Here is a 19,529-nt window from a genome sequence, read left to right as displayed (position 1 = left end):
GGCTGAACGCATGCCAGCCAGATCGATGTCGCGCAGCGCGCCCTCGGTGAGCGTCATCAACACGATCGTAACCTCGACTCTGACCGTACAGACTTCGGGCCGCGGCTTCACCGATCTCACGCGCGAGGTCGAGGCGTTCCTGCGTGAAGTATCCGCCAGGGAAGGCGCGGTGACCCTGTTCATTCGCCACACCTCGGCGTCGCTGACGATCCAGGAGAATGCCGATCCCACCGTGCTGCACGATCTCGCCACGGTGCTGGCGCGGCTGGCGCCGGAGAATGCCGGTTGGGTGCACGACACAGAGGGACCCGACGACATGCCGGCGCACGTCAAGACCATGTTGAGCGCGGTCTCGCAGCAGGTGCCGGTGCAGGACGGCCGCATGATGCTCGGCACATGGCAGGCGCTCTATCTGATCGAGCATCGCGCGCGTCCGCATCGGCGCGAGGTGGTGCTGCAGTTCATCGGCGCGGCCTGAGGCCATAAAAGAGAAAATCCCTGGCGCAAAAAGCGGAACGGCCGCGGAGTGATCCGCGGCCGTTCGTCGTTGGAAGCAGATGCGAGCGGGGTGCCGCTCGCCTCGTGATCAATCGGCCTGGATGTCGACGTCCTTGGTCTCCGGCAGGAAGATGAAGCCGACGACCGCGGTGATCACGGCGAACGTGATCGGGTACCACAGGCCGGCATAGATATCGCCGGTCGAGGCCACGATTGCGAAGGCGGTGGCGGGCAGCAGGCCGCCGAACCAGCCGTTGCCGATGTGGTAGGGCAGCGACATCGAGGTGTAGCGGATCTTGGTCGGAAACAGCTCGACCAGCATCGCTGCGATCGGGCCGTAGACCATGGTGACGAAGATCACCAGGATCAGCAGCAGGCCGATGATCGCCGCGACCTGCGGACGGAAGATGTCGAACGGATGCGCCATCTTCACGATCGTCGGGTTGCCGGCCTTCGGATAGCCGGCCTCGCCGATCGCCGCCGTCAGCGCCGGGTTGCTGGTCTTGGCGTCGGTGTAGGGCACTTCCTTGCCGTTGAAGGTAACCTTCACGCCGGAGCCGGCCGGACCGTACACGGTCGAGTACTTGACCGAGGACTGGGCCAGGAAGGCGCGGGCGGTGTCGCAAGGCGCGGTGAAGACGCGGGTGCCGACCGGGTTGAACAGGTCGCCGCAGCCGGCGGGATCGGCCACCACTTCCACCTTCGTCGCCTCGATCGCCTTCTCCAGCGCCGGGTTGGCGTTGGTGGTGATCATCTTGAAGATCGGGAAGAAGGTCAGCGCCGCAATGAGGCAGCCGCCCATGATGATCGGCTTGCGGCCGATCTTGTCGGACAGCATGCCGAACACGACGAAGAAGCCGGTGCCGAGCAGCAGCGACCAGGCGATCAGCAGGTTGGCGGTGTAGCCGTCGACCTTTAGGATCGATTGCAGGAAGAACAGCGCGTAGAACTGGCCGGTATACCAGACCACGCCCTGGCCCATGGTGGCGCCGATCAGGGCCAGCAGCACGATCTTGGCGTTGCCCCAGTTCGCGAACGCTTCCGTCAGCGGCGCCTTCGAGCTCTTGCCCTCGTCCTTCATCTTCTGGAACACGGGCGACTCGTTGAGGCGCAGACGGATCCAGACGGAGACGCCGAGCAGCAGCACGGACACCAGGAACGGAACGCGCCAGCCCCATTTGGCGAAGTCGGCCTCGCCGATGATGGTGCGGGTGAACAGGATGACCAGCAGCGACAGGAACAGGCCCATCGTCGCCGTGGTCTGGATGAAGGAGGTGTAGTAGCCGCGCTTGCCCATCGGCGCATGCTCGGCGACGTAGGTGGCCGCACCGCCATACTCACCGCCGAGCGCGAGGCCCTGCAGCAGGCGCAGACCGATCAGGATCACCGGTGCGGCGAAGCCGATGGTCTCGGCGTTCGGCAGGATGCCGACGATGAAGGTCGACAGACCCATGATCAGGATCGTGACCAGGAAGGTGTATTTGCGGCCGACGATATCGCCGATGCGGCCGAACACGATGGCGCCGAACGGGCGGACCAGGAAGCCGGCGGCGAAGGCCAGCAGCGCGAAGATGTCGCGGGTGGCCGGCGGGTAGGCGCTGAAGAACTGCGCGCCGATGATCGAGGCCAGCGATCCGTAGAGATAGAAGTCGTACCACTCGAACACGGTGCCGAGAGAGGAAGCCAGAATGACGAAGCGTTCGTCCTTCGTCATGCCTCCCGATCTCGCTTGTGTGGCTACCATTGTCGACATCGGCATTCGCTCCCCATGATTGTTGTGATGATGGCTTTCGCCTCCGCATGCCGGACTTGGACGGCGCAGGTCGCGGAGACCTTGGCCTTCAGTAACATTGCAGTGAAACCCGCCCCAATACGACTTTCGGCTCTGCCCTCTGCGGCGCGCGGGAAAGATGGGGACATTGCGGCGGATCAAGTTCGGTGAGCGGCCGTCGCGTTACCGATGTTGCGTTGCACAAGGTTCGGATTAACCGCCTTCCCTGCAAGTGGAATTGGACGCTTGCATGCAACCGGTGGCCGGGCGAGTATTTCCGGAAAACCGGGCGTGTGCAGTTGCAGCATGTCGTCGGTCTCGCAAGGTCAAGTCTGGATTCATGGCGGCTGCCAGCACCCATCTCGTCATTGCCGATGATCACCCGCTGTTCCGCAACGCTTTGCGGCAGGCGGTCGCGAGCGTGCTCGCGGAGGCCGTGGTCGACGAGGCCGGTTCGTTCGAGGAACTCACCGCACTGCTGGAAAAGGATTCCGAGGTCGATCTCGTACTTCTCGACCTCACCATGCCCGGCATCTCCGGCTTCTCGGGCCTGATCTATCTGCGCGCGCAATATCCGGCGATCCCGGTGGTCATCGTGTCGGCGAGCGACGACGGCGCGACGATCCGCCGCTCGCTCGATTTCGGCGCGTCCGGCTTCATCCCGAAACGGTTCGGCGTCGATACGCTGCGTGATGCCATCAAGAAGGTGATGGACGGCGACGTCTGGGTGCCGCCCGACACCGACCTCGCCGCCGGGGCCGATCCGGAGATGACGAAGCTGCGCGACCGGCTGGTCACCTTGACCCCGCAACAGGTGCGCGTGCTGATGATGCTGTCGCAGGGCCTCCTCAACAAGCAGATCGCCTACGAGCTCGGCGTCTCCGAGGCGACCATCAAGGCGCATGTCTCGGCCATCCTGCAGAAGCTCGGTGTCGAGAGCCGGACCCAGGCTGTGATCGCCGCCGCGAAGATCGCGGGCAGCGCCTGGCGGCAGGATACGCCGACGGGGAAGTAGGCGACGGGAAAATCTGGATGAGTCGTCATTCCGGGATGGTCCGAAGGACGGGGCCCGGGATCTCGAGATTCCGGGTTCGGCTCTGCGAGCCGCCCCGGAATGACGATACCCCGCAGCAGTCTGCCGGAGGCGCCATTGGCCGGCGCTTGATGCCGTCTTGCAGTGTATGTGGACAGCGTCCATTCCGCACGCCTTCTGCTTCACTCGCGACACGCCTTCACGGCCTCGCGGCGCACAGCGCGTCCGAGCTTTGCCAATCATCGGCCCTCTTGAAGATAGAGGGCGCAGGGAAGGCCGGGCGCTGGCCGCGCCCGTGGCCCGCCTGCAGAAAAAAAGCAGGCGGCAGTCACCACAGGTCTGGCCGAAACACCCGGCCTTCCCTGCGCGATGGCTTTAACGGCTGCTCCGCGCTCTCCCCGGGGACCGGCTTTCTTGCCCCCGTCATCCGCAACACCGTCGTCACGGATTTGGCATCAGCAACGGGATGCCAGGACCACACGGCTTGACCGTGCGCGCCGGTTCGTTCGTCGGCATGCCAAAGCACGCTGCGACCCGACGCGCCCACCGCATCCCGCGCCCTACGTTCGTGACGATCGCGAAGCGCCCCTCATGGCGGGCACGGGATGGCGCGACTCGTAGCATGATTTCTGGAAAAAAGAAACAGGATTTTGGACCAGCGAGAGCAGGAGATTCTGATCCAGTTGATGTGACAAGACGAAATCAAACTCCGTCGCAAGTTGCATCGGACGTGCGAGTGCCGGTGCAGCATGCTCAAATCCGGAGACGTCGTCGCCGGTCCAGTCACACTCCACTCATTCGGCGGAGACAGATGGTGCACATGCTCCTCCGGGCAATGCGTGCATCGGCAACCAAGGGAGATTTTTCAGGGTCGATTGAGCAGAACGAATGCCACAGCGGTGAGACCAAGCATGCACGCCGCCACCGCGGCGAAGGCCGTCGCGTAGGCGTGCGGGTCGTCGCGCTGCAGCAGGGCGCCGATCAGCGCGATCCCGAACGCGAAGCCGATCTGTCGCATCGTCACGCAGATGGCCGCTGCCGTCGCGGCACAATCAGGTGGTACGGCCGAAACGGCCGCAGCCGTGATCTGCGCGTTGAACAACGCGCAACCGCTGCCGCCGATCAGCAACGCGCCGACGACGGCCCAGATGGCCAGCGTCGTGCGGAGGTCGTAGGTCGCGAGCGCGAGCAGGAGATCGGCTCCGCCCACGATCGCGAGCCCACCTGCGAAGTACCAGCGCGCCGGCAGCGTCGCGGCCAGCTTGGCCCCAATGGATGGAAGCAGCACCATGGGCACCGTCAAGGTTGTCAGCAGAAGGCCGGTGGCCGCCGGGCTGAGTGCCATGGGCCCGCGCGCCATTTGCGGCAAGTGGACGAGAAGGGCCCAGAATCCGATCGAGCCAGCGATGGGGACCAGGCACATCGCCACGAATCGTGGCGAGCCGAACAGCGCAAAATCGAACGCGGGCGCAGCGTGCCGCCGCTCGATGCGGACAAAGAGCACGAAGGCGGCGATACAGCCGCCGAGCACGGGAGGCGTTGCAATGAGGCCCGATCCTTCAGGGCCATGATCAGCCAGCATCAGGAACGCGAGCAACCCGACGCCCAGCGCAAGTGCCGCGGGCCCGGCCCAGTCTAGTGGCGCAGATGTCCTTGAAGGGCAATGGTTGCTGGCGGTTCGACCCGTCAGCAGCACCAGCGCGACGCAGATGGGGATGTTGATCCAGAACACCCACGGCCATCCCAGCGTCGCCGCAATGAGCGCGCCGAGCGGTGGCCCGGCCACCATCGACGCGCCGATGACGGTCCCCGATATGCCGAAGGCCCAAGCCCGGCGAGAGCCAGGGTAGGCGGCGGCGACGAGGGCCGACGCAGATGCCGTCAGCGCAGCGCCGGCAATCCCCTGAAACACGCGCCAGGCCAAGAGACCGAACAGGGTGGTCGCGGTCGCGCATAGCGCCGACGCGAGGGCGAAGAGAATGGCGCCGGTCATGAACACGCGCCATCGCCCATACCGATCGGCGACCGGGCCTGCCAGCGGAAGCGCAAAGATCAACGCCAGACTGTAGACGTCGATCACCCAGGCTTGCTGCGCAACGTCAGCGGACAGGCTGGATGCAATGTCCGGCAACGCCGCCGAGAGCGCGGTGAGATCGAATTGAAACAAGAAGCCGCTCATGCATGCGGCGATCAGCGTCGACAGGGCGCTGCCAGCGGGCTGCGAAGCTGCGGTCGTGCTGTGACTTGGATGATAAGATGCGGGTGTACGCTTCGTCGAAGGTGCGTTTGGCATGCGGCTTTCATGCCTCACCACCTCCTGCCAACGCGAATGATCGTTCCTCAAAGCGGCATGAATCTATATCATGCTCCTGGAGAACGAGCCCGATGACCCGACGCCTGCCGCCCTTCCGCCCGCTGATTGCGTTCGATGCGGTCGCTCGCCATCGCTCCTTTACGCGCGCCGCCGACGAACTGGGCGTGACACAGAGTGCGATCAGTCATCAGGTCCGCCGTCTGGAAGAGTTTTTCGGCGTGCAACTCTTAAGGCGACTGAATCCCGGGATCGAACTGAGCGAGGACGGCGCGAGATTGCAGGGCGAGCTTGCAGGCCTGCTGGATGGGATCGCGGGCCTCGGGACCAGTCTACGTCGTCGACCTGGCCGGCAGACGCTGCGCTTGGGGGCCGGCTCGTCGTTAGCCGCGTGGTGGCTGGTTCGCCGGCTGAGAGCCTTTCGCGCGCTCCATCCGGACATCGAGATCGATTTCGTGCCCGTCGAGTCCGAGGCTGATGGCGAGCCGCCGCTGGACGTGCGGATCTTGTGGACCACACTCACCGAGTCCCGCGCCACGTCGGTGCAAGCACCACTGTTTCGCGAGCGTGTCTTTCCGGTCTGTGCGCCGTCGTTGCTGCCGCAGGCGAGGCCGCTGTCGGACCCCGCGGCGCTGCTCGACCTTCCATTGATCCAGAAGCGTCATACCCCGGGTGAGTGGAGTTGGTCCTACTGGTTCCAGAAGCTCGAGATCAAGCGCGCCGAGCCGCGCGGTCTCGTGTTGGGAGACATGGGCCTTTGTCTAACGGCCGCCGTGGAAGGGGCCGGCGTTGCCATTGGACGCTCCCTGCTCGTCGCCGATGCGATCAGCGACGGGCGTCTCGTTCCTGCACTTGCAGCCGCTCCGGACGTGCTCTCGACTAAGGTTCACATTGCACGTTGGAGCCCGGAACTCATTGGAGATCGCAACACGAAGGTTCTGGTCGGCTGGCTCGCTGACGCCGCCGAGGAGACGAGCCTCGGGGTGTTCGCCGATCGAAATCTCACCTAACCGGGCTGCGTCCGAAGCCCTGCACGAGTCGGCAGCTCTCTGATGAGGTCGCCAACCTCCTGCTGCGAAAACCGCAATTCTTACATCTTCTGCAAGTTGATCCAAAAGTCCGCCGCCAGTTGGTCGCGCAGAAACTCCGAGCAGCTGCCACGCGCGACCATGGTCCCGCACGCTACTCCGCCGCCACCATCTGCTGAATCCGCCACTGTCCCAACAACGCCCGCAGCGACGCCGGCTTCAGCGGCTTGTTGAGCACGGCGATGTTGTCGTCGCGGGCGGCGGCGCGGACGTGGGGGCTGCGGTCGGCGGTGATCAGGATCGCGGGCAGCGCCTCATTGAAGCGGCGGCGGATGTCGCGGATGGCGGCGATGCCGTTGCCGCGGTCGAGGTGATAGTCGACGAGCAGGCCGGTGACGGCGCCGTCGCGTGCCGCGATCGCCTCCACCGCGGACTCCGGATCGGGGACGGCGATCACCTCGGCGTCCCACGCCGTCAGCAGGGTCTTCATGCCGTCGAGGATCGCGGGATCGTTCTCGATGCAGACGATCAGGGCGCCCGCGATCGGCGTCGTTGCCAGCGGGGTCGCGGTGGTGACGGCGGCGGTGTGGTTGATCGCCTTGGCGATCGGCACCGTCACTGAGAACACCGAGCCGCGGCCGGGTCGCGAGTCCAGCGCAATGCCGTGATTGAGCACACGCGCGATGCGCTCGACGATCGACAGCCCCAAGCCGAGGCCGCGCGCGATCCGCGCGCCCTGCTCGAGGCGGTGGAATTCCTTGAAGATCTCGCCGCGCTTGACCGGGGGGATGCCGACGCCGGTGTCGTAGACGCCGATCTGCAGCGACTGGCCGTGGCGGCGGCAGCCGACCAGCACGCGGCCCTTGGGCGTGTACTTGATGGCGTTGGAGATGAAGTTCTGCAGCAGCCGGCGCAGCAGCAGGCGGTCGGATTCGACCGGCAGCGACGACGGCACGAACACCAGCTCCAGACCCTTGGCGCGCGCGGCCGGCGCGAACTCGATCTCCAGCGAGCGCATCAGGTCGGCCATCTTGAAGCTCGAGATCGAGGGCGTCATCGCGCCGGCGTCGAGCCGGGAGATGTCGAGCAGCGCGCCGAGAATCTCCTCGATCGCCTCGAGCGAGTCGTCGATGTTCTCGACCAGGCGCGAATCCTCGCCCGCCGTCTGCCGTTCGACCAGGCTGGTCACATAGAGCCGCGCCGCGTTCAGCGGCTGCAGGATGTCGTGGCTGGCGGCGGCGAGGAAGCGCGTCTTGGAGATGTTGGCGTCCTCGGCGGCGCTCTTGGCCAGCGCGAGCTCCGAGTTCAGCCTTGTCAGCTCCTCGGTGCGGTCGCGCACGCGCTTCTCCAAGGTCGCATTGGCGCGCTCCAGCGCTTCGGCGGCCTCGAACGAGGGCGTCACGTCGGTAAAGGTGATGACGAGGCCGCCATCCGGCATGCGGTTGGTGCGGACCTCGATCACCATGTGGCGGTCGGCGAGGCGTTCCAGATAAGGCTCGCCCTCGGTGGTGTAGGCGGCGAGTCGGCGCGCCAGCAGCGCCTCGCTGTCCTCATAGGTCGGCGCGCCGATCGTGCCCATGAATTCGAGGATTTCCTTCAACGGGCTGCCGATCTGCACCAGATCCGGCGGCAGCCCGAGCAGGTCGACGAACTGGCCGTTGGAGCAGATCAGTTGCAGGTCGGCGTCGAACACCGCGATGCCCTGGCGCACATGGTTCAGCGCGGTCTGCAGAATCTCGCGGTTGAAATGCAGCGCGGCATGGGAATCGTCGAGCAGCTTCAAGGCGGCCTTGGCCGACACCGTGCGCTTGCGCAACAGCAGCGACATCACGAGGCGCGACGACGCCGCGCCAATCGAGGAGGCGATCAGGTGCTCGGCATGGCGCAGCAGCTCGAAATCGGCCGGCGCGGCCGGATCGAGCGGGAGGTTGCGCTGGGCGGCGAACGCCTCGAACGAGGCGCGAGCGCGGTCGGGACCGAGATATTGGCCGACCGTGCTCTGGATGTCCTGCACCGTCACGGTCGAGCGCCAGCGCCGGAAGCTCGGCGCACTCGGCGTCAGCTCGGCCGGTACGAAGATGTCCGCCTGCAAGAGCTCGATCGACGACGGCTGCCGCGCCAGCGACAGCACGATGTAGGTCAGGAGATTGAGCGACAGGCTCCACAGCACGCCATGCAGCAGCGGCGGCAGATCGGTGCCGAGCAGCGCCTGCGGCCTGAGTGCCTCCAGCCCGAACGGGCCGTGCTGGAGAAACAGGATGCCCGCGGTCGAGGTGTCCAGGAAGCTCGGGATGAAGAGCGTGTAGAGCCAGACGGCGAAGCCGACCAGCATGCCGCCCATGGCGCCGCGCGCGGTCGCGCGCCGCCAGAACAGACCGCCGAAGAAGCTCGGCGCGAGCTGCGCGATGGCGGCGAACGACAGCAGACCGATCGCGGCGAGCTGGGTGTTGCCGAGCGCGCGGTAGTAGAAATAGGCCATCACCATGATGGCGAAGATCGCGATGCGGCGGGTGCCGAGCAGGAAGCCCGCGAAGTCGCGGCCGATCTCGCGCTGCTCCTGACGCTGCAGCACCAGCGGCACGACGATGTCGTTGCACACCATGATCGACAGCGCCACGCATTCGACGATCACCATCGCGGTCGCCGCCGACAATCCGCCGACGAAGACGAGGATCGACAGCCATTGCGAATTGGCCTCGATCGGCAACGCCAGCACATACATGTCGCTGTCGACGGCGCCGAACGGGAAGGTCACGAGGCCGGCGAGCGCGATCGGAATCACGAACAGATTGATCGCGACGAGATAGAACGGGAACAGCCAGCGCGCGCGCGACACCTCGGCGTCGTCGGCGTTCTCGACCACGCTGACATGGAACTGGCGCGGCAGCAGCATTGCGGCGCAGAACGACAGCAGGGTCATGGTGAGGAAATTGCCGATGCCCGGCACATATTCCAGCGCGCGCTCGGCCTCCGGCGATTTCATCGCGCGCTCGATCAGCTCGACCGGCGAGAACATCCAGAAGGTGACGAAGGCGCCGGCGGCGATGAAGGCGACGAGCTTGATGATCGACTCGGTCGCGACCGCCAGCATCAGGCCATGCTGATGCTCGGTGGCGTCGGTCTGTCGCGTGCCGAACAGCACCGCGAAGACGGCCATCGCGAGCGTGACCATCAGCGCCATGTCGCCGACGATCGGGATGTGGGCGAAGGCGCGGTCGTCGATCAGGATGGTCTGCAGCGAGGAGGCGACGGCCTTGAGCTGCAGCGCGATGTAGGGCACCGAGCCGATGATCGCGATCAGCGCCACCGTTGCTGCGACCGCCTGGCTCTTGCCGTAGCGGGCGCCGATCAGGTCGGCCACGGACGTGATGTTCTGCGACTTGGCGAGCTGGATCACCCGGCGCAGCAGCGGCGTGCAGGCGCCGACCATCAGGATCGGCCCGAGATAGATCGCAAGGAAGTCGACGCTGGTGCGCGAGGCGAAGCCGACCGAGCCGAAGAAGGTCCAGGAGGTGCAGTAGATCGCCAGCGACAGCGGGTAGATCAGCCCAGCCAGCCGGCCACGGCTTTCCGCCGGCCGCCGCTCTCCGGCCCGGTTGCCGCGGCTGGCGACCAGGAACAGGAAGCCGATGTAGCCGAACGCGGCTGCGATCACGCCCCAGTCATGCAGCATGGCCTTCGCGAACTCCTCGATCGCTGCGCCCCGTGAATTGGCTGCGAACTTAGCGCTTTGCGAGAGGCGGGGCGATAGGGATGTGGCGGGGGACGCAGGGAACGAGGAGGCCTCGTTAAGGGCGGCGCGATGTATCGCTTCGACGGCGGCGGTCCGTTCCATATCCAGACGGATCGGTGGAGTCGTGACGATCTGAGCCCGTGTCTCGCGGCGTGGCCGGTCAGCTCCCCTCCCCCTTGCGGGGAGGGGTTGGGGGTGGGGGGCCCCGGGCACTGAATTGAATTAGACGCGCGCCTCGGCCTTATCGTCAGCAGCTGGACTCTTCGCTCCTTTAGAGAGCTCAGGCTGTCTCATGGAGAGCGGGACTCGTGGACCCCCACCCCCGACCCCTCCCCGCAAGGGGGAGGGGAGCGCAGTGGCACGTGAGGTGATCGCGTAGCCAGCTCAGCCGCGGGCGCGCGTAGCCCGGATGAGCGGAGCGATATCCGGGGTCCTATGAGCTGCCGAGGCGAACCCGGGTGTCGCTGCGCTCACCCGGGCTACGAAGGGCTACTCCGCCGCCATCGCCTTCTTGTGCAGCGAAAGGCCCAGCCGTTCCCAGACCTGCAGCAGGGCCTCGGCGAGGCGGTCGATCAGGCCGTCGTCGTGATAGGGCGAGGGCGTGATGCGCAGGCGCTCGGCGCCCTTGGCGACGGTCGGGTAGTTGATCGGCTGAATGTAGATGCCGTGCTCTTCCAGCAGCAGGTCGGACGCCTGCTTGCACTTCTCGGGATCGCCGACGAACAGCGGCACGATGTGGGTGTCGTTGGTCATCACCGGCAGGCCGGCGGCGTTGAGGATCGCCTTCACCCGAGCGGCGCGGTCCTGGTGGCGTTCGCGCTCCCAGCTCGACGATTTCAGGTGCTTGATCGCAGCCGTGGCGGCCGAGCAGATCGGCGGCGGCAGCGCGGTCGTGAAGATGAAGCCCGGCGCGTAGGAGCGCACGGCGTCGATGATCTCGCCCTTGGCGGCGATGTAGCCGCCGAGGCAGCCGAACGCCTTGGCGAGGGTGCCTTCGAGGATGTCGATGCGGTGCATGACGCCGTCGCGCTCGGCGATGCCGCCGCCGCGCGGGCCGTACATGCCGACCGCATGCACCTCGTCGACATAGGTCATCGCGTTGTAGCGCTCGGCGAGATCGCAGATCGCCGCCAGCGGCGCGACGTCGCCGTCCATCGAATACAGGCTCTCGCAGGCGATCAGCTTCGGCCGGTTCGGGCCGGCCGCGATCAGAAGCTCTTCGAGATGGCCGAGGTCGTTGTGGCGCCAGATCTGGCGCTCGCAGCCGGACTGGCGCACGCCCTCGATCATCGAATTGTGGTTCAGCGCGTCCGACAGGATCAGGCAGTCGGGGATCAGCTTGGCGAGCGTGGCGATGCCGGTCTGGTTGGAGACATAACCGGAGGTGAACAGCAGCGCCGCTTCCTTGCCGTGGAGGTCGGCGAGCTCGGCCTCGAGCTGCACCAGGGGATGATGGGTTCCGGCGATGTTGCGGGTGCCGCCGGCGCCGGTCCCGACGCGGGTCGCGGTCTCGACCATCGCGCCGACCACCTTCGGGTGCTGGCCCATGCCGAGATAGTCGTTGGAGCACCAGATCACGACATTGCGTGGTCCGCTCGGCGAGTGCCAGGTCGCATGCGGGAACCGGCCGGCGATGCGTTCGAGATCGGCGAAGACACGGTAGCGACGCTCATCATGCAGGCGACCGAGGGCGGCACTGAAGTACTGGCTGTAGTTCATCACGAAACCCGAACTGGCGCGCTGCAGTGCAGCACCTGAAGTGAAACCTCGCGGCATGCGTGGCGTGAGGTCTTCTTAGAGCGTTTCCAGAGCGGCTGTCGAGCCGGAATCCCACGGCGGGAATTGGGCGATTTGTCCAAGGGAGGAGGGATCTCGGCCGAACGGCGCCCGGATTGCGGCGACGCGGCGGCGGCACAGCTCCGCAGCCTCAGGTGGTGCGATAATGCAGCACGCCGTCGACGTCCTGGCTGGTCAGCCGACCCTCGACCAGCATGTAGTTGACGTGGGCGATCAGTTCGCCGGCGGCAAAGCCCATCTGGTGCGGGTCGAGCACGTGCTTGTGGAACACGACCGGCACGAGCTGCGCCGAGGTCTTCGGCTCGTCGCGGCAGGCGTCCGCGATCATCCGGCAGCGTTCCTCGTGGTGGTCGGCGAGCTGCTTGATGCGCGTCTTCAGCCCGTAGAACGGCACGCCATGGCCTGGCAGCACCAGCACGTCATAGGGCAGGGTGGTGGTGAGGCTCGCCAGCGAGGCCAGATATTCGCCGAGCGAGTTCTGGTCCGGCTCGACCGCCCAGACGCTGACATTGGGCGAGATCTTGCTCAGCACCTGGTCGGCGGACAGGAACAGCTTGTCGGCGGCGCAATACAGCATGACCTGGTCGAGCGCGTGGCCGCCGCCGGTGATGACCTTGAAGCGCCGGCTGCCGATCTGGATCTCGTCGCCATGGGAGATGCGGCGGTAAGAGGCCGGCAGCACCGAGACGCGCTGCAGATATTCCTGGCCGCGGCCGAGCAGCTTGTCGGTCAGGGTCTCGTCCATGCCGTGGCGGCGGAAGAACAGCCGCTGGGCATCGCGACGCTCCTCGGTGCCGCGGTTCTGGTGATAGACCGACTGCAGGTACTCGACCTGCGACATCACCAGCGGGCAGTTGAAGCGCTCGACGATCCAGCCGGCGAGCCCGACATGGTCGGGATGCGAATGCGTCACGATCAGCCGACTGATCTTGACGTGTTTGAGCGGGCCATCGAGCAGCCGCGTCCAGGCGGCGATCGACTCCTCATTGCCGAAGCCTGAGTCCACCGCGACCCAGCCGTCGCCATCGGCGAGCAGATAGATGTTCACATGGTTGAGGCGGAACGGCAGCTTCAGGCGCAGCCACAGCACGCCGGGCGCGACCTCGACGACCTGGTCCTCACCGGGATGCTGCTCCCAGGGATAGCGCAGGGCTTCGGCGGAGGAGTGAACGGTGTCTGTCTTCGTCATGCCTCATCGATTAACGGCCGCTGCGGGCGAGCGCCAGCCGAAAAACACATGGCTGGACGGCATTCCGGGGTACGGAAGGTGCTTCGGGGCGCGCCAGCATGACCTGCCTCGGCGCCTTCTGCTTCGCCACGCCCCCGTCATTCCGGCGCGAGGCCGCAGGCCTCGAACCCGGAATGACCGGCGAGTAGCAACTACGCCGCCCGGATGTTGGTCAGGAACGAATCGACCTCGGCGCGCAAGGTGTCGGCCTCGCGGCGTAGCGCCTCCGAGGCGCTGAGCACCTCGTTGGCGGAGGTGCCGGCCTGGGCCGAGGCGCTGGAGACGCCGGTGATGTTGTTGGAGACCTCGGTGGTGCCGGAGGCCGCCTGCTGGATGTTGCGGGCGATCTCGTGCGTCGCGGTGCCCTGCTGCTCGACGGCGGCGGCGATCGCGGTGGTGACGTTGTCGATCTCGGCGATGGTCTCGCCGATGTTGCGGATCGCCGACACGGCCGACGAGGCGACCTGCTGCATGCCTGCGATCTGGGTGCGGATCTCATCGGTGGCCTTGGCGGTCTGGCTCGCCAGGCTCTTCACCTCCTGCGCGACCACCGCGAAGCCGCGGCCGGCCTCGCCCGCGCGCGCCGCCTCGATGGTGGCGTTGAGCGCGAGCAGGTTGGTCTGCGAGGCGATCGCCTGGATCAGGTCGACGACGACGCTGACGCGGCTCGCATTGTCGGCGAGTCCCTGCATCGTCGAGTCGGTGGCGCCGGCTTCCTCGACCGCCTTCTTGGCGATCTGGGCCGAGGTCACGACCTGGCGGCTGATCTCCGCGATCGACGACGACAATTGCTCGGTGCCGGCCGACACGGTCTGGACGTTGACCGAGGTCTCCTCGGCAGCCGCCGCGACCGCATTGACCAGCGAGTTGGACTGGTCGGCGGTCTGCGACATGCTCTGCGCGGTCGCCTGCATGGCCGTGGCGGAGTTCTGCAGCGTGCCGAGGGCGCTGCGCACCGTCGCCTCGAACGTGGCGATCTGGGCCTCCATGCGCGCGGCGCGTTCGGCCTTCGCGGCATTCTCGCGGTCCTGCTCGGCGGCCAGGGTACGGGCTCGGACCATGTTGTCGCGGAACACCTGCAGGGTGTCGACCATCGCGCCGATCTCGTCGCGCTGCTTCGAGGCCGCAATCTCGGTGTCGAGATCGCCGCTCGACAGCGTCTGCATCGCCTGCTGCAGCCGCTTGATCCGGCGCAGGATGTTGCCGCCGACATAGAGCCAGACGAACAGCACCGAGCCGAGCAGCGTGGCTGCGCCGGCACCGACCATGCCGAGCGTTGCCAGCTCGATGTCACGGCCCGCCGTGCTGGTGGCGCTTTCGGTCGACTTGCGCACGCCTTCGACGAGCTGCTGCACGCTGATGTCGAGACCGACATTGAGCTTTCGCGTCTCCTCCAGCACGGTCTGCCCGTAATCGTTGGCGTCGAGCTCCTTCTCGCGCGTCTTGAACACGCGGGCCTTGCCCTCGCCGAGCGCGGCGAGCTTCAGCGCGGCATCGTGGATTGCCTTGGTGCTGCGGCCGGTCGGCAGCAATTCGAGATTGGATTTGAGCTGCGCCAGCGCCTCCTTGAACTGCCGCTCGATCGTCTCCAGCGTGTCGCTGTCGTTGGCCGAGAGCGCGGCGGCCATCTGCGCCACCAGCAGGTTGCCGGACGCGATCACGTTGCCGAGCTGCTCGACGAACCGTGCGGCCGCCGTTGCGTCGTCTGCCGACACCTCGGCTGCGCCGAGCACGGCGTTGAGCTGCGTCTGGGCATCCAGCATCGGCTCGTTGGCGGCGGCAGTGAAGTCCGCCTGCGCCTTGCGCAGCGCGTCATACTGCTTGTTGTGCAGGGCCGCGACTTCGAGACGCTCGCGTGCGGCCGACACCAGGCTCTGATTGGCCTCGTTGATGTTCTTGATGGTTTCGGCGAGCGGCGCCACCACGCTTTTCGCGGCGCCGAGCGCGCTGATCTCGCTCAGGCGCTCCTGCGTGGTCTTCTGGATCTCCTGCATCTTCTTCAGGCGATCGTTGAGCGCGTCCTCGCTCTGGGACTGCAGCAGCGCCGGGCCGAGGCTGGCCAGGCCGGAGCTCTGCGCCAGCAATTGCAGGCTCGAGGTCAGGCGCGGAATCTCGCGGTCCGAGAGCTCGACCATGGTGCCGCCGACGTGTCGCAGCATCAGTCCCGCAGCGACGCTGATCGCGATCGCCATGCCGGCGATCACTGCGAAGGCTGCGAACAGGCTGCCGCGGACGCCCCATCCAGGTCGCAGGACTCCGAGCACCCTGCTGAAGCTGAACCGAATCGCCATCTCTGGTGTCCCCCGATATGCACTACTTGGAGCTGTTGCTTGCAGGCAGTATCGCGGCGGGCGGTTAACAAATCCGGGAAACTACTCGGGCAGTGCTGAGTTTTCTCGCATTTTCGCATTTCACCGTGCGGCATTTAACAGGACGGAAAGGATTGTTGGGCCGCGCTTTCGATAACCTATGACAGAAAAGGCCGGCATCGCTGCCGGCCTTCCCGTCGTTTGTTGTTATTTGACGCCTGCGGATCAGTAGCGGGCCGCGAGCGGAGCGCCCCAGTTGAAGCGGTAGTTCACGCCAGCCTTGAAGGTGTGGTCGTCGGTGGTGAAGCTGCCGGTCGGGACCAGCGCGGCGGGCGCCGTGAAGGTGGCGCTGCCGAAATTGTAGTACTGATACTCGGCCTTGGCCGACCAGTTGGGCGCGAACATGTATTCGAGGCCGGCGCCGACGGTCCAGCCGTTGCGGTGGTCGCCGTTGGTTGCGAAGCCGACCGGCGTGCCGGCGAACGTCACCTTCTCGTTGTTGTCGGAATAGGCGTAGCCGCCCTTCACGTAGAGCAGGCCCGGACCCCAGGTGTAGCCGAAGCGGCCGGTGATCGAGCCGAGGCCGCGCTGGCTGTTGGTGTAGACGAGGCCGCCGGGGAAGGCGGCGCCGACGCTGCCGCTCAGCCAGCTGTACTGGCCCTCGGCGCCGATCACCCAGGTCGGTGCGAACTGCCAGTCGGCGCCGACCTGCACGCCGCCCAGGAAGCGGCCGTTGGAGTTGTTGCCGGTGGCGAGGCCGGAGAAGTTGTTGTCGCTGGAGAACGCGCCGCCGAGATGGGCGCCGAGATAGAAGCCGGTCCAGTTGTAGATCGGAGCGGCATAGGCCGGCGGCGCCTTGGTGGCGTAGGGATAGGTCCGGGCGCCGAGATCGGCGGCGACAGCGGACTGGGCCGAGGCCAGCGCGGCGACTGCAACGGTTGCGAACAGGATCTTCTTCATGGCGGGTCTCCGATACTCAACTAACAAGGCTCGCGCAGCGCGCGCCGTCGATGGATCGGAGATAGATCGCTTTCGAATAAAATGCTGTCACTCGGGCAGCACACTGGCCTCCAACCCGACCTTCTGCGGGCAAAGGTTCTGGCGTAGTTAGCAATGCACTAACGAAGGCTGGAGCAGGAGCTGACGCCGGGCCTTGCTGTGCCGTCGCGGCACAACTGGTTAAGGCGCGTTAAGAGCTCGATGCAAGGCCGCGACTGCGTCGCGCAGCTGCTCGCGATGGATGATGTCGTCCTTGGGCATCGAAGCGATGCCGGCGGCGAGCTCGTGAAGGATCGCGGCGAGCAGTCCAAAGTTCAGATGCATATGGATCGATTTGCGGACGTCCTCAGGGCCGGGGCGCTCCAGGGTCAATGCCAGGCCAGATGATTCGAGATGGGCTTCGAACCGCGAGGAATGCTCGAACGTGCCGGCATAGAACTTGTCGGGATATTCGAGCGCGATCTCGGCCTTGTCCGGGATGGGTTTCGACATGGTAGCTCCTGAGCGGCGATGCGCGCATGTTCGCAGATCTGCCTCCCGCCGCCTTGCGCCAGGTCATAGTGGGCGGAGCGCCTGCGTCCCCCGATCGAGTCGGGCCGGACCGCATTTCTACGGGGGCGGAAATTTACCTTCCCTGAGAAAAGGTTGTGCACGCTGATCAAATTGACGACTCGATGCCGGTCGTTCCGGACGGACCAGCTCCATGCAAGCGAGCGGAGAGGGCTCCGGCGGGGCGACGGCGGGTGCAGTCCACCCTCCAGCGAAATGTGCCGCCGACATGAAGATGCGTCTCTCCATTTCCACGTTCATTGCGGCTTTTGGCCTTGTGCTCGCACTCGGCTTCGGTGCGGTCGTGCTGACCAGCGCCTATGCGCTGCGCGAGCTCAAGGTCGGCGGGCCCCTCTACGACAAGATCAAGCTCGGCAATGATCTGGTGGCCGACATCCTGCCGCCGCCTGAATATGTCCTCGAGGCCTATCTCGAGGCGACCCTCGCACTCCGGACGCCGAAGGATCTCGACACGCATGTCAAGAAGCTGGCGCAACTGAAGAAGGACTATGAGGATCGCAAGACGTTCTGGATCGGCTCGGCGCTGCAGCCTGATCTGAAGTCGCTGCTGGTCGAACGATCGGACGGTGAGGTCCAGAAATTCTGGCAGGCCCTGGAAGCCGAGTTGATCCCGGCGCTGCGCTCCGGCGACATGGCGAAGGCCGATGCCGCCTATGCCCGGCTGGCCGAAGCCTACGCCGCCCACCGCGCGGTGATCGATACGCTGGTCGACAAGGCGAACAAGCTGAATGCGGACATGGAGGCGACGGCGGCGACCCAGGATCGCAGCATCTCCATCGTCGTGTGGACCGTGTCCGGCATCGTTCTGGCTCTGGTCGTCGCCGGCATGTCCGGGCTGGTGATCGGCGTCGTCCGTCCGCTGTCGCGCATGACCGGCCTGATGCGGCGGATCGCCGAGGGCGATCCGTCGGCCGACATTTCCTATTCGGAACGCGGCGACGAGATCGGCGCGATGGCGGGCGCGCTGAGCATCTTCAAGACCAACGCGCTGGAGAATGCGAGCCTGCGCGACAAGCAGGAGCGCGACCGTTTGGCCGCCGAGGAGCATAAGAAGCGCGCCATGCTCGACATGGCCGACGTGATCGAGCGCGAGACCGAGACGTCCGTCGAAGCTGCGGCCGGCGCATCGCGCCAGGTCGAGGCCGTCGCCGCAGGCCTCTCGAAACTGGCCGAGGAACTGTCGACCGACGCGCAATCGGTGGCCGCAGCCTCGGAGCAGTCGCTCTCCAATGCCCAGACGGTCTCGTCGGCAGCCGAGCAACTGAGCTCGGCGATCCGCGAGATCTCGAGCCAGGTGGCGCGCGCCAGCACGATCACCAAATCGGCGGTGACGGAGCGCGAGAAGGCGAAGAACACGATGCTCTCCTTGTCCGCGGCCGTGGACAAGATCGCCGAGGTCTCCAACCTGATCGGCGGCATCGCCGAGCAGACCAACCTTTTGGCGCTCAATGCCACCATCGAGGCGGCGCGCGCCGGCGATGCCGGCCGCGGCTTTGCCGTGGTTGCGGCCGAGGTCAAATCGCTGTCGGATCAGACCGCCAAATCGACCGAGGAGATCTCGCGCCTGATCGGCGAGGTGCAGACCACCACGCAGGCGACCGTCGACGTCGTCGAAGGCATCGGCAGCCAGATTTCCGAGATCGACGAGGTCGCAGCCTCGATCGCCGCGGCGATGGAGGAGCAGCACGCGGCGACCCAGGAAATCAGCCGCTCGGTCCAGTCGTCGGCGAGAGCGGCGCGCGACGTGTCGTCCAAGATCGGCAATGTCGGCAGGGACGCCGGCATGGTCAACGATCGGGCCGCCGAGGTGCGCAACGCCATCGGCTCCGTGGCAACGGGCCTGACCTCGCTCCGTGCCACGCTGGTGAAGGCCGTCAGGACGGCGACCGCCGAAGCCGATCGCCGTCAGTCGCCGCGGCTGAAGTCCAGCCTGGCGATCAAGGTCGTCGACGATCGCAAGGGCGTGGTGAAGGCCGATCTGGTGGATATTTCCGAGGGCGGCGCCTGGATCCGGTTCGATCCCGAGCCGGGCATCGGCGATCGCGGCGTCATGGAGTTCAGCGGCTTCGACGGCCGCGTGCAATATCGGGTCCGCGCCCGTGACAAGGACGCGCTGCATGTCGAGTTCGACCCCGGCCAGAATCGCGAGGCGTTTCTGGCGTGGTTCAGGCGGACCTTCGCACGGCAGGCGGCGTAGACGGAGCGCCGTCGCTTGCCTCCGCTCTCGGCCAAGAGAACGGAGGCTTCGTGCC

The 19,529-nt window shown here is 66.1% G+C and carries 12 protein-coding genes; 4 read left to right on the top strand and 8 right to left on the bottom strand.

The genetic code is table 11. From position 1 onward, the window contains the following. Positions 1 to 10 precede the first annotated feature (10 nt). Positions 11 to 478, top strand: coding sequence for a secondary thiamine-phosphate synthase enzyme YjbQ (locus QX135_RS11980; protein WP_315784746.1), 468 nt, complete (start codon positions 11 to 13; stop codon positions 476 to 478). Positions 479 to 586: 108 nt separating this feature from the next. On the opposite strand, the gene QX135_RS11975 is transcribed toward QX135_RS11980, so the two are convergent. Then, complete coding sequence (locus tag QX135_RS11975; protein ID WP_315735921.1) at positions 587 to 2,257, bottom strand: MFS transporter; 1,671 nt, start codon at positions 2,255 to 2,257, stop codon at positions 587 to 589. 352 nt (positions 2,258 to 2,609) lie between these two features. Here QX135_RS11975 and QX135_RS11970 point away from each other — a divergent pair, with 352 nt between their 5' ends. Continuing rightward, the gene (locus QX135_RS11970; protein WP_316181318.1) at positions 2,610 to 3,284 is read left to right on the top strand and encodes a response regulator transcription factor; all 675 of its coding nucleotides are present in this window, start codon (positions 2,610 to 2,612) and stop codon (positions 3,282 to 3,284) included. 883 nt (positions 3,285 to 4,167) lie between these two features. Here the strand turns inward: QX135_RS11970 and QX135_RS11965 are convergent. Continuing rightward, the gene (locus QX135_RS11965) at positions 4,168 to 5,481 is read right to left on the bottom strand and encodes an MFS transporter (RefSeq protein WP_316181320.1); all 1,314 of its coding nucleotides are present in this window, start codon (positions 5,479 to 5,481) and stop codon (positions 4,168 to 4,170) included. A 206-nt stretch (positions 5,482 to 5,687) separates the two neighbouring features. On the opposite strand from QX135_RS11965, the gene QX135_RS11960 reads away from it, so the two are divergent. Then, positions 5,688 to 6,623 (top strand): LysR substrate-binding domain-containing protein, encoded by a 936-nt coding sequence (locus QX135_RS11960; RefSeq protein WP_315784741.1) that lies wholly within the window; start codon positions 5,688 to 5,690, stop codon positions 6,621 to 6,623. A gap of 172 nt (positions 6,624 to 6,795) precedes the next feature. On the opposite strand, the gene QX135_RS11955 is transcribed toward QX135_RS11960, so the two are convergent. From QX135_RS11955 to QX135_RS11930, 6 genes are all read right to left on the bottom strand, one after another. Then, positions 6,796 to 10,314: a PAS domain-containing hybrid sensor histidine kinase/response regulator gene (locus QX135_RS11955; protein ID WP_316181323.1), complete on the bottom strand. Its 3,519-nt coding sequence runs from the start codon at positions 10,312 to 10,314 to the stop codon at positions 6,796 to 6,798. 549 nt (positions 10,315 to 10,863) lie between these two features. Further along, entirely contained in the window at positions 10,864 to 12,093 is a 1,230-nt protein-coding gene (hemA, locus tag QX135_RS11950; RefSeq protein WP_316181401.1) for a 5-aminolevulinate synthase, read from the bottom strand. Between the two features lie 208 nt (positions 12,094 to 12,301). Continuing rightward, complete coding sequence (locus QX135_RS11945) at positions 12,302 to 13,360, bottom strand: MBL fold metallo-hydrolase (RefSeq protein ID WP_315778419.1); 1,059 nt, start codon at positions 13,358 to 13,360, stop codon at positions 12,302 to 12,304. A gap of 191 nt (positions 13,361 to 13,551) precedes the next feature. Then, on the bottom strand, positions 13,552 to 15,690 hold the full coding sequence (locus tag QX135_RS11940; protein WP_315784733.1) for a HAMP domain-containing methyl-accepting chemotaxis protein: 2,139 nt from the start codon (positions 15,688 to 15,690) through the stop codon (positions 13,552 to 13,554). A 243-nt stretch (positions 15,691 to 15,933) separates the two neighbouring features. After that, positions 15,934 to 16,668, bottom strand: a complete 735-nt coding sequence (locus QX135_RS11935; protein WP_315784731.1) for a porin family protein — start codon at positions 16,666 to 16,668, stop codon at positions 15,934 to 15,936. A gap of 219 nt (positions 16,669 to 16,887) precedes the next feature. After that, positions 16,888 to 17,199, bottom strand: a complete 312-nt coding sequence (locus tag QX135_RS11930) for a hypothetical protein (RefSeq protein WP_315735943.1) — start codon at positions 17,197 to 17,199, stop codon at positions 16,888 to 16,890. 286 nt (positions 17,200 to 17,485) lie between these two features. On the opposite strand from QX135_RS11930, the gene QX135_RS11925 reads away from it, so the two are divergent. Continuing rightward, positions 17,486 to 19,474, top strand: a complete 1,989-nt coding sequence (locus tag QX135_RS11925; protein WP_316181328.1) for a methyl-accepting chemotaxis protein — start codon at positions 17,486 to 17,488, stop codon at positions 19,472 to 19,474. Positions 19,475 to 19,529 lie beyond the last annotated feature (55 nt).

This window comes from Bradyrhizobium sp. SZCCHNR1098 (genome assembly GCF_032489375.1).
Lineage (GTDB): Bacteria > Pseudomonadota > Alphaproteobacteria > Rhizobiales > Xanthobacteraceae > Bradyrhizobium.
Note: the sequence above shows the minus strand (reverse complement) of the source record. Positions and strands in the feature narration are given on the sequence as shown.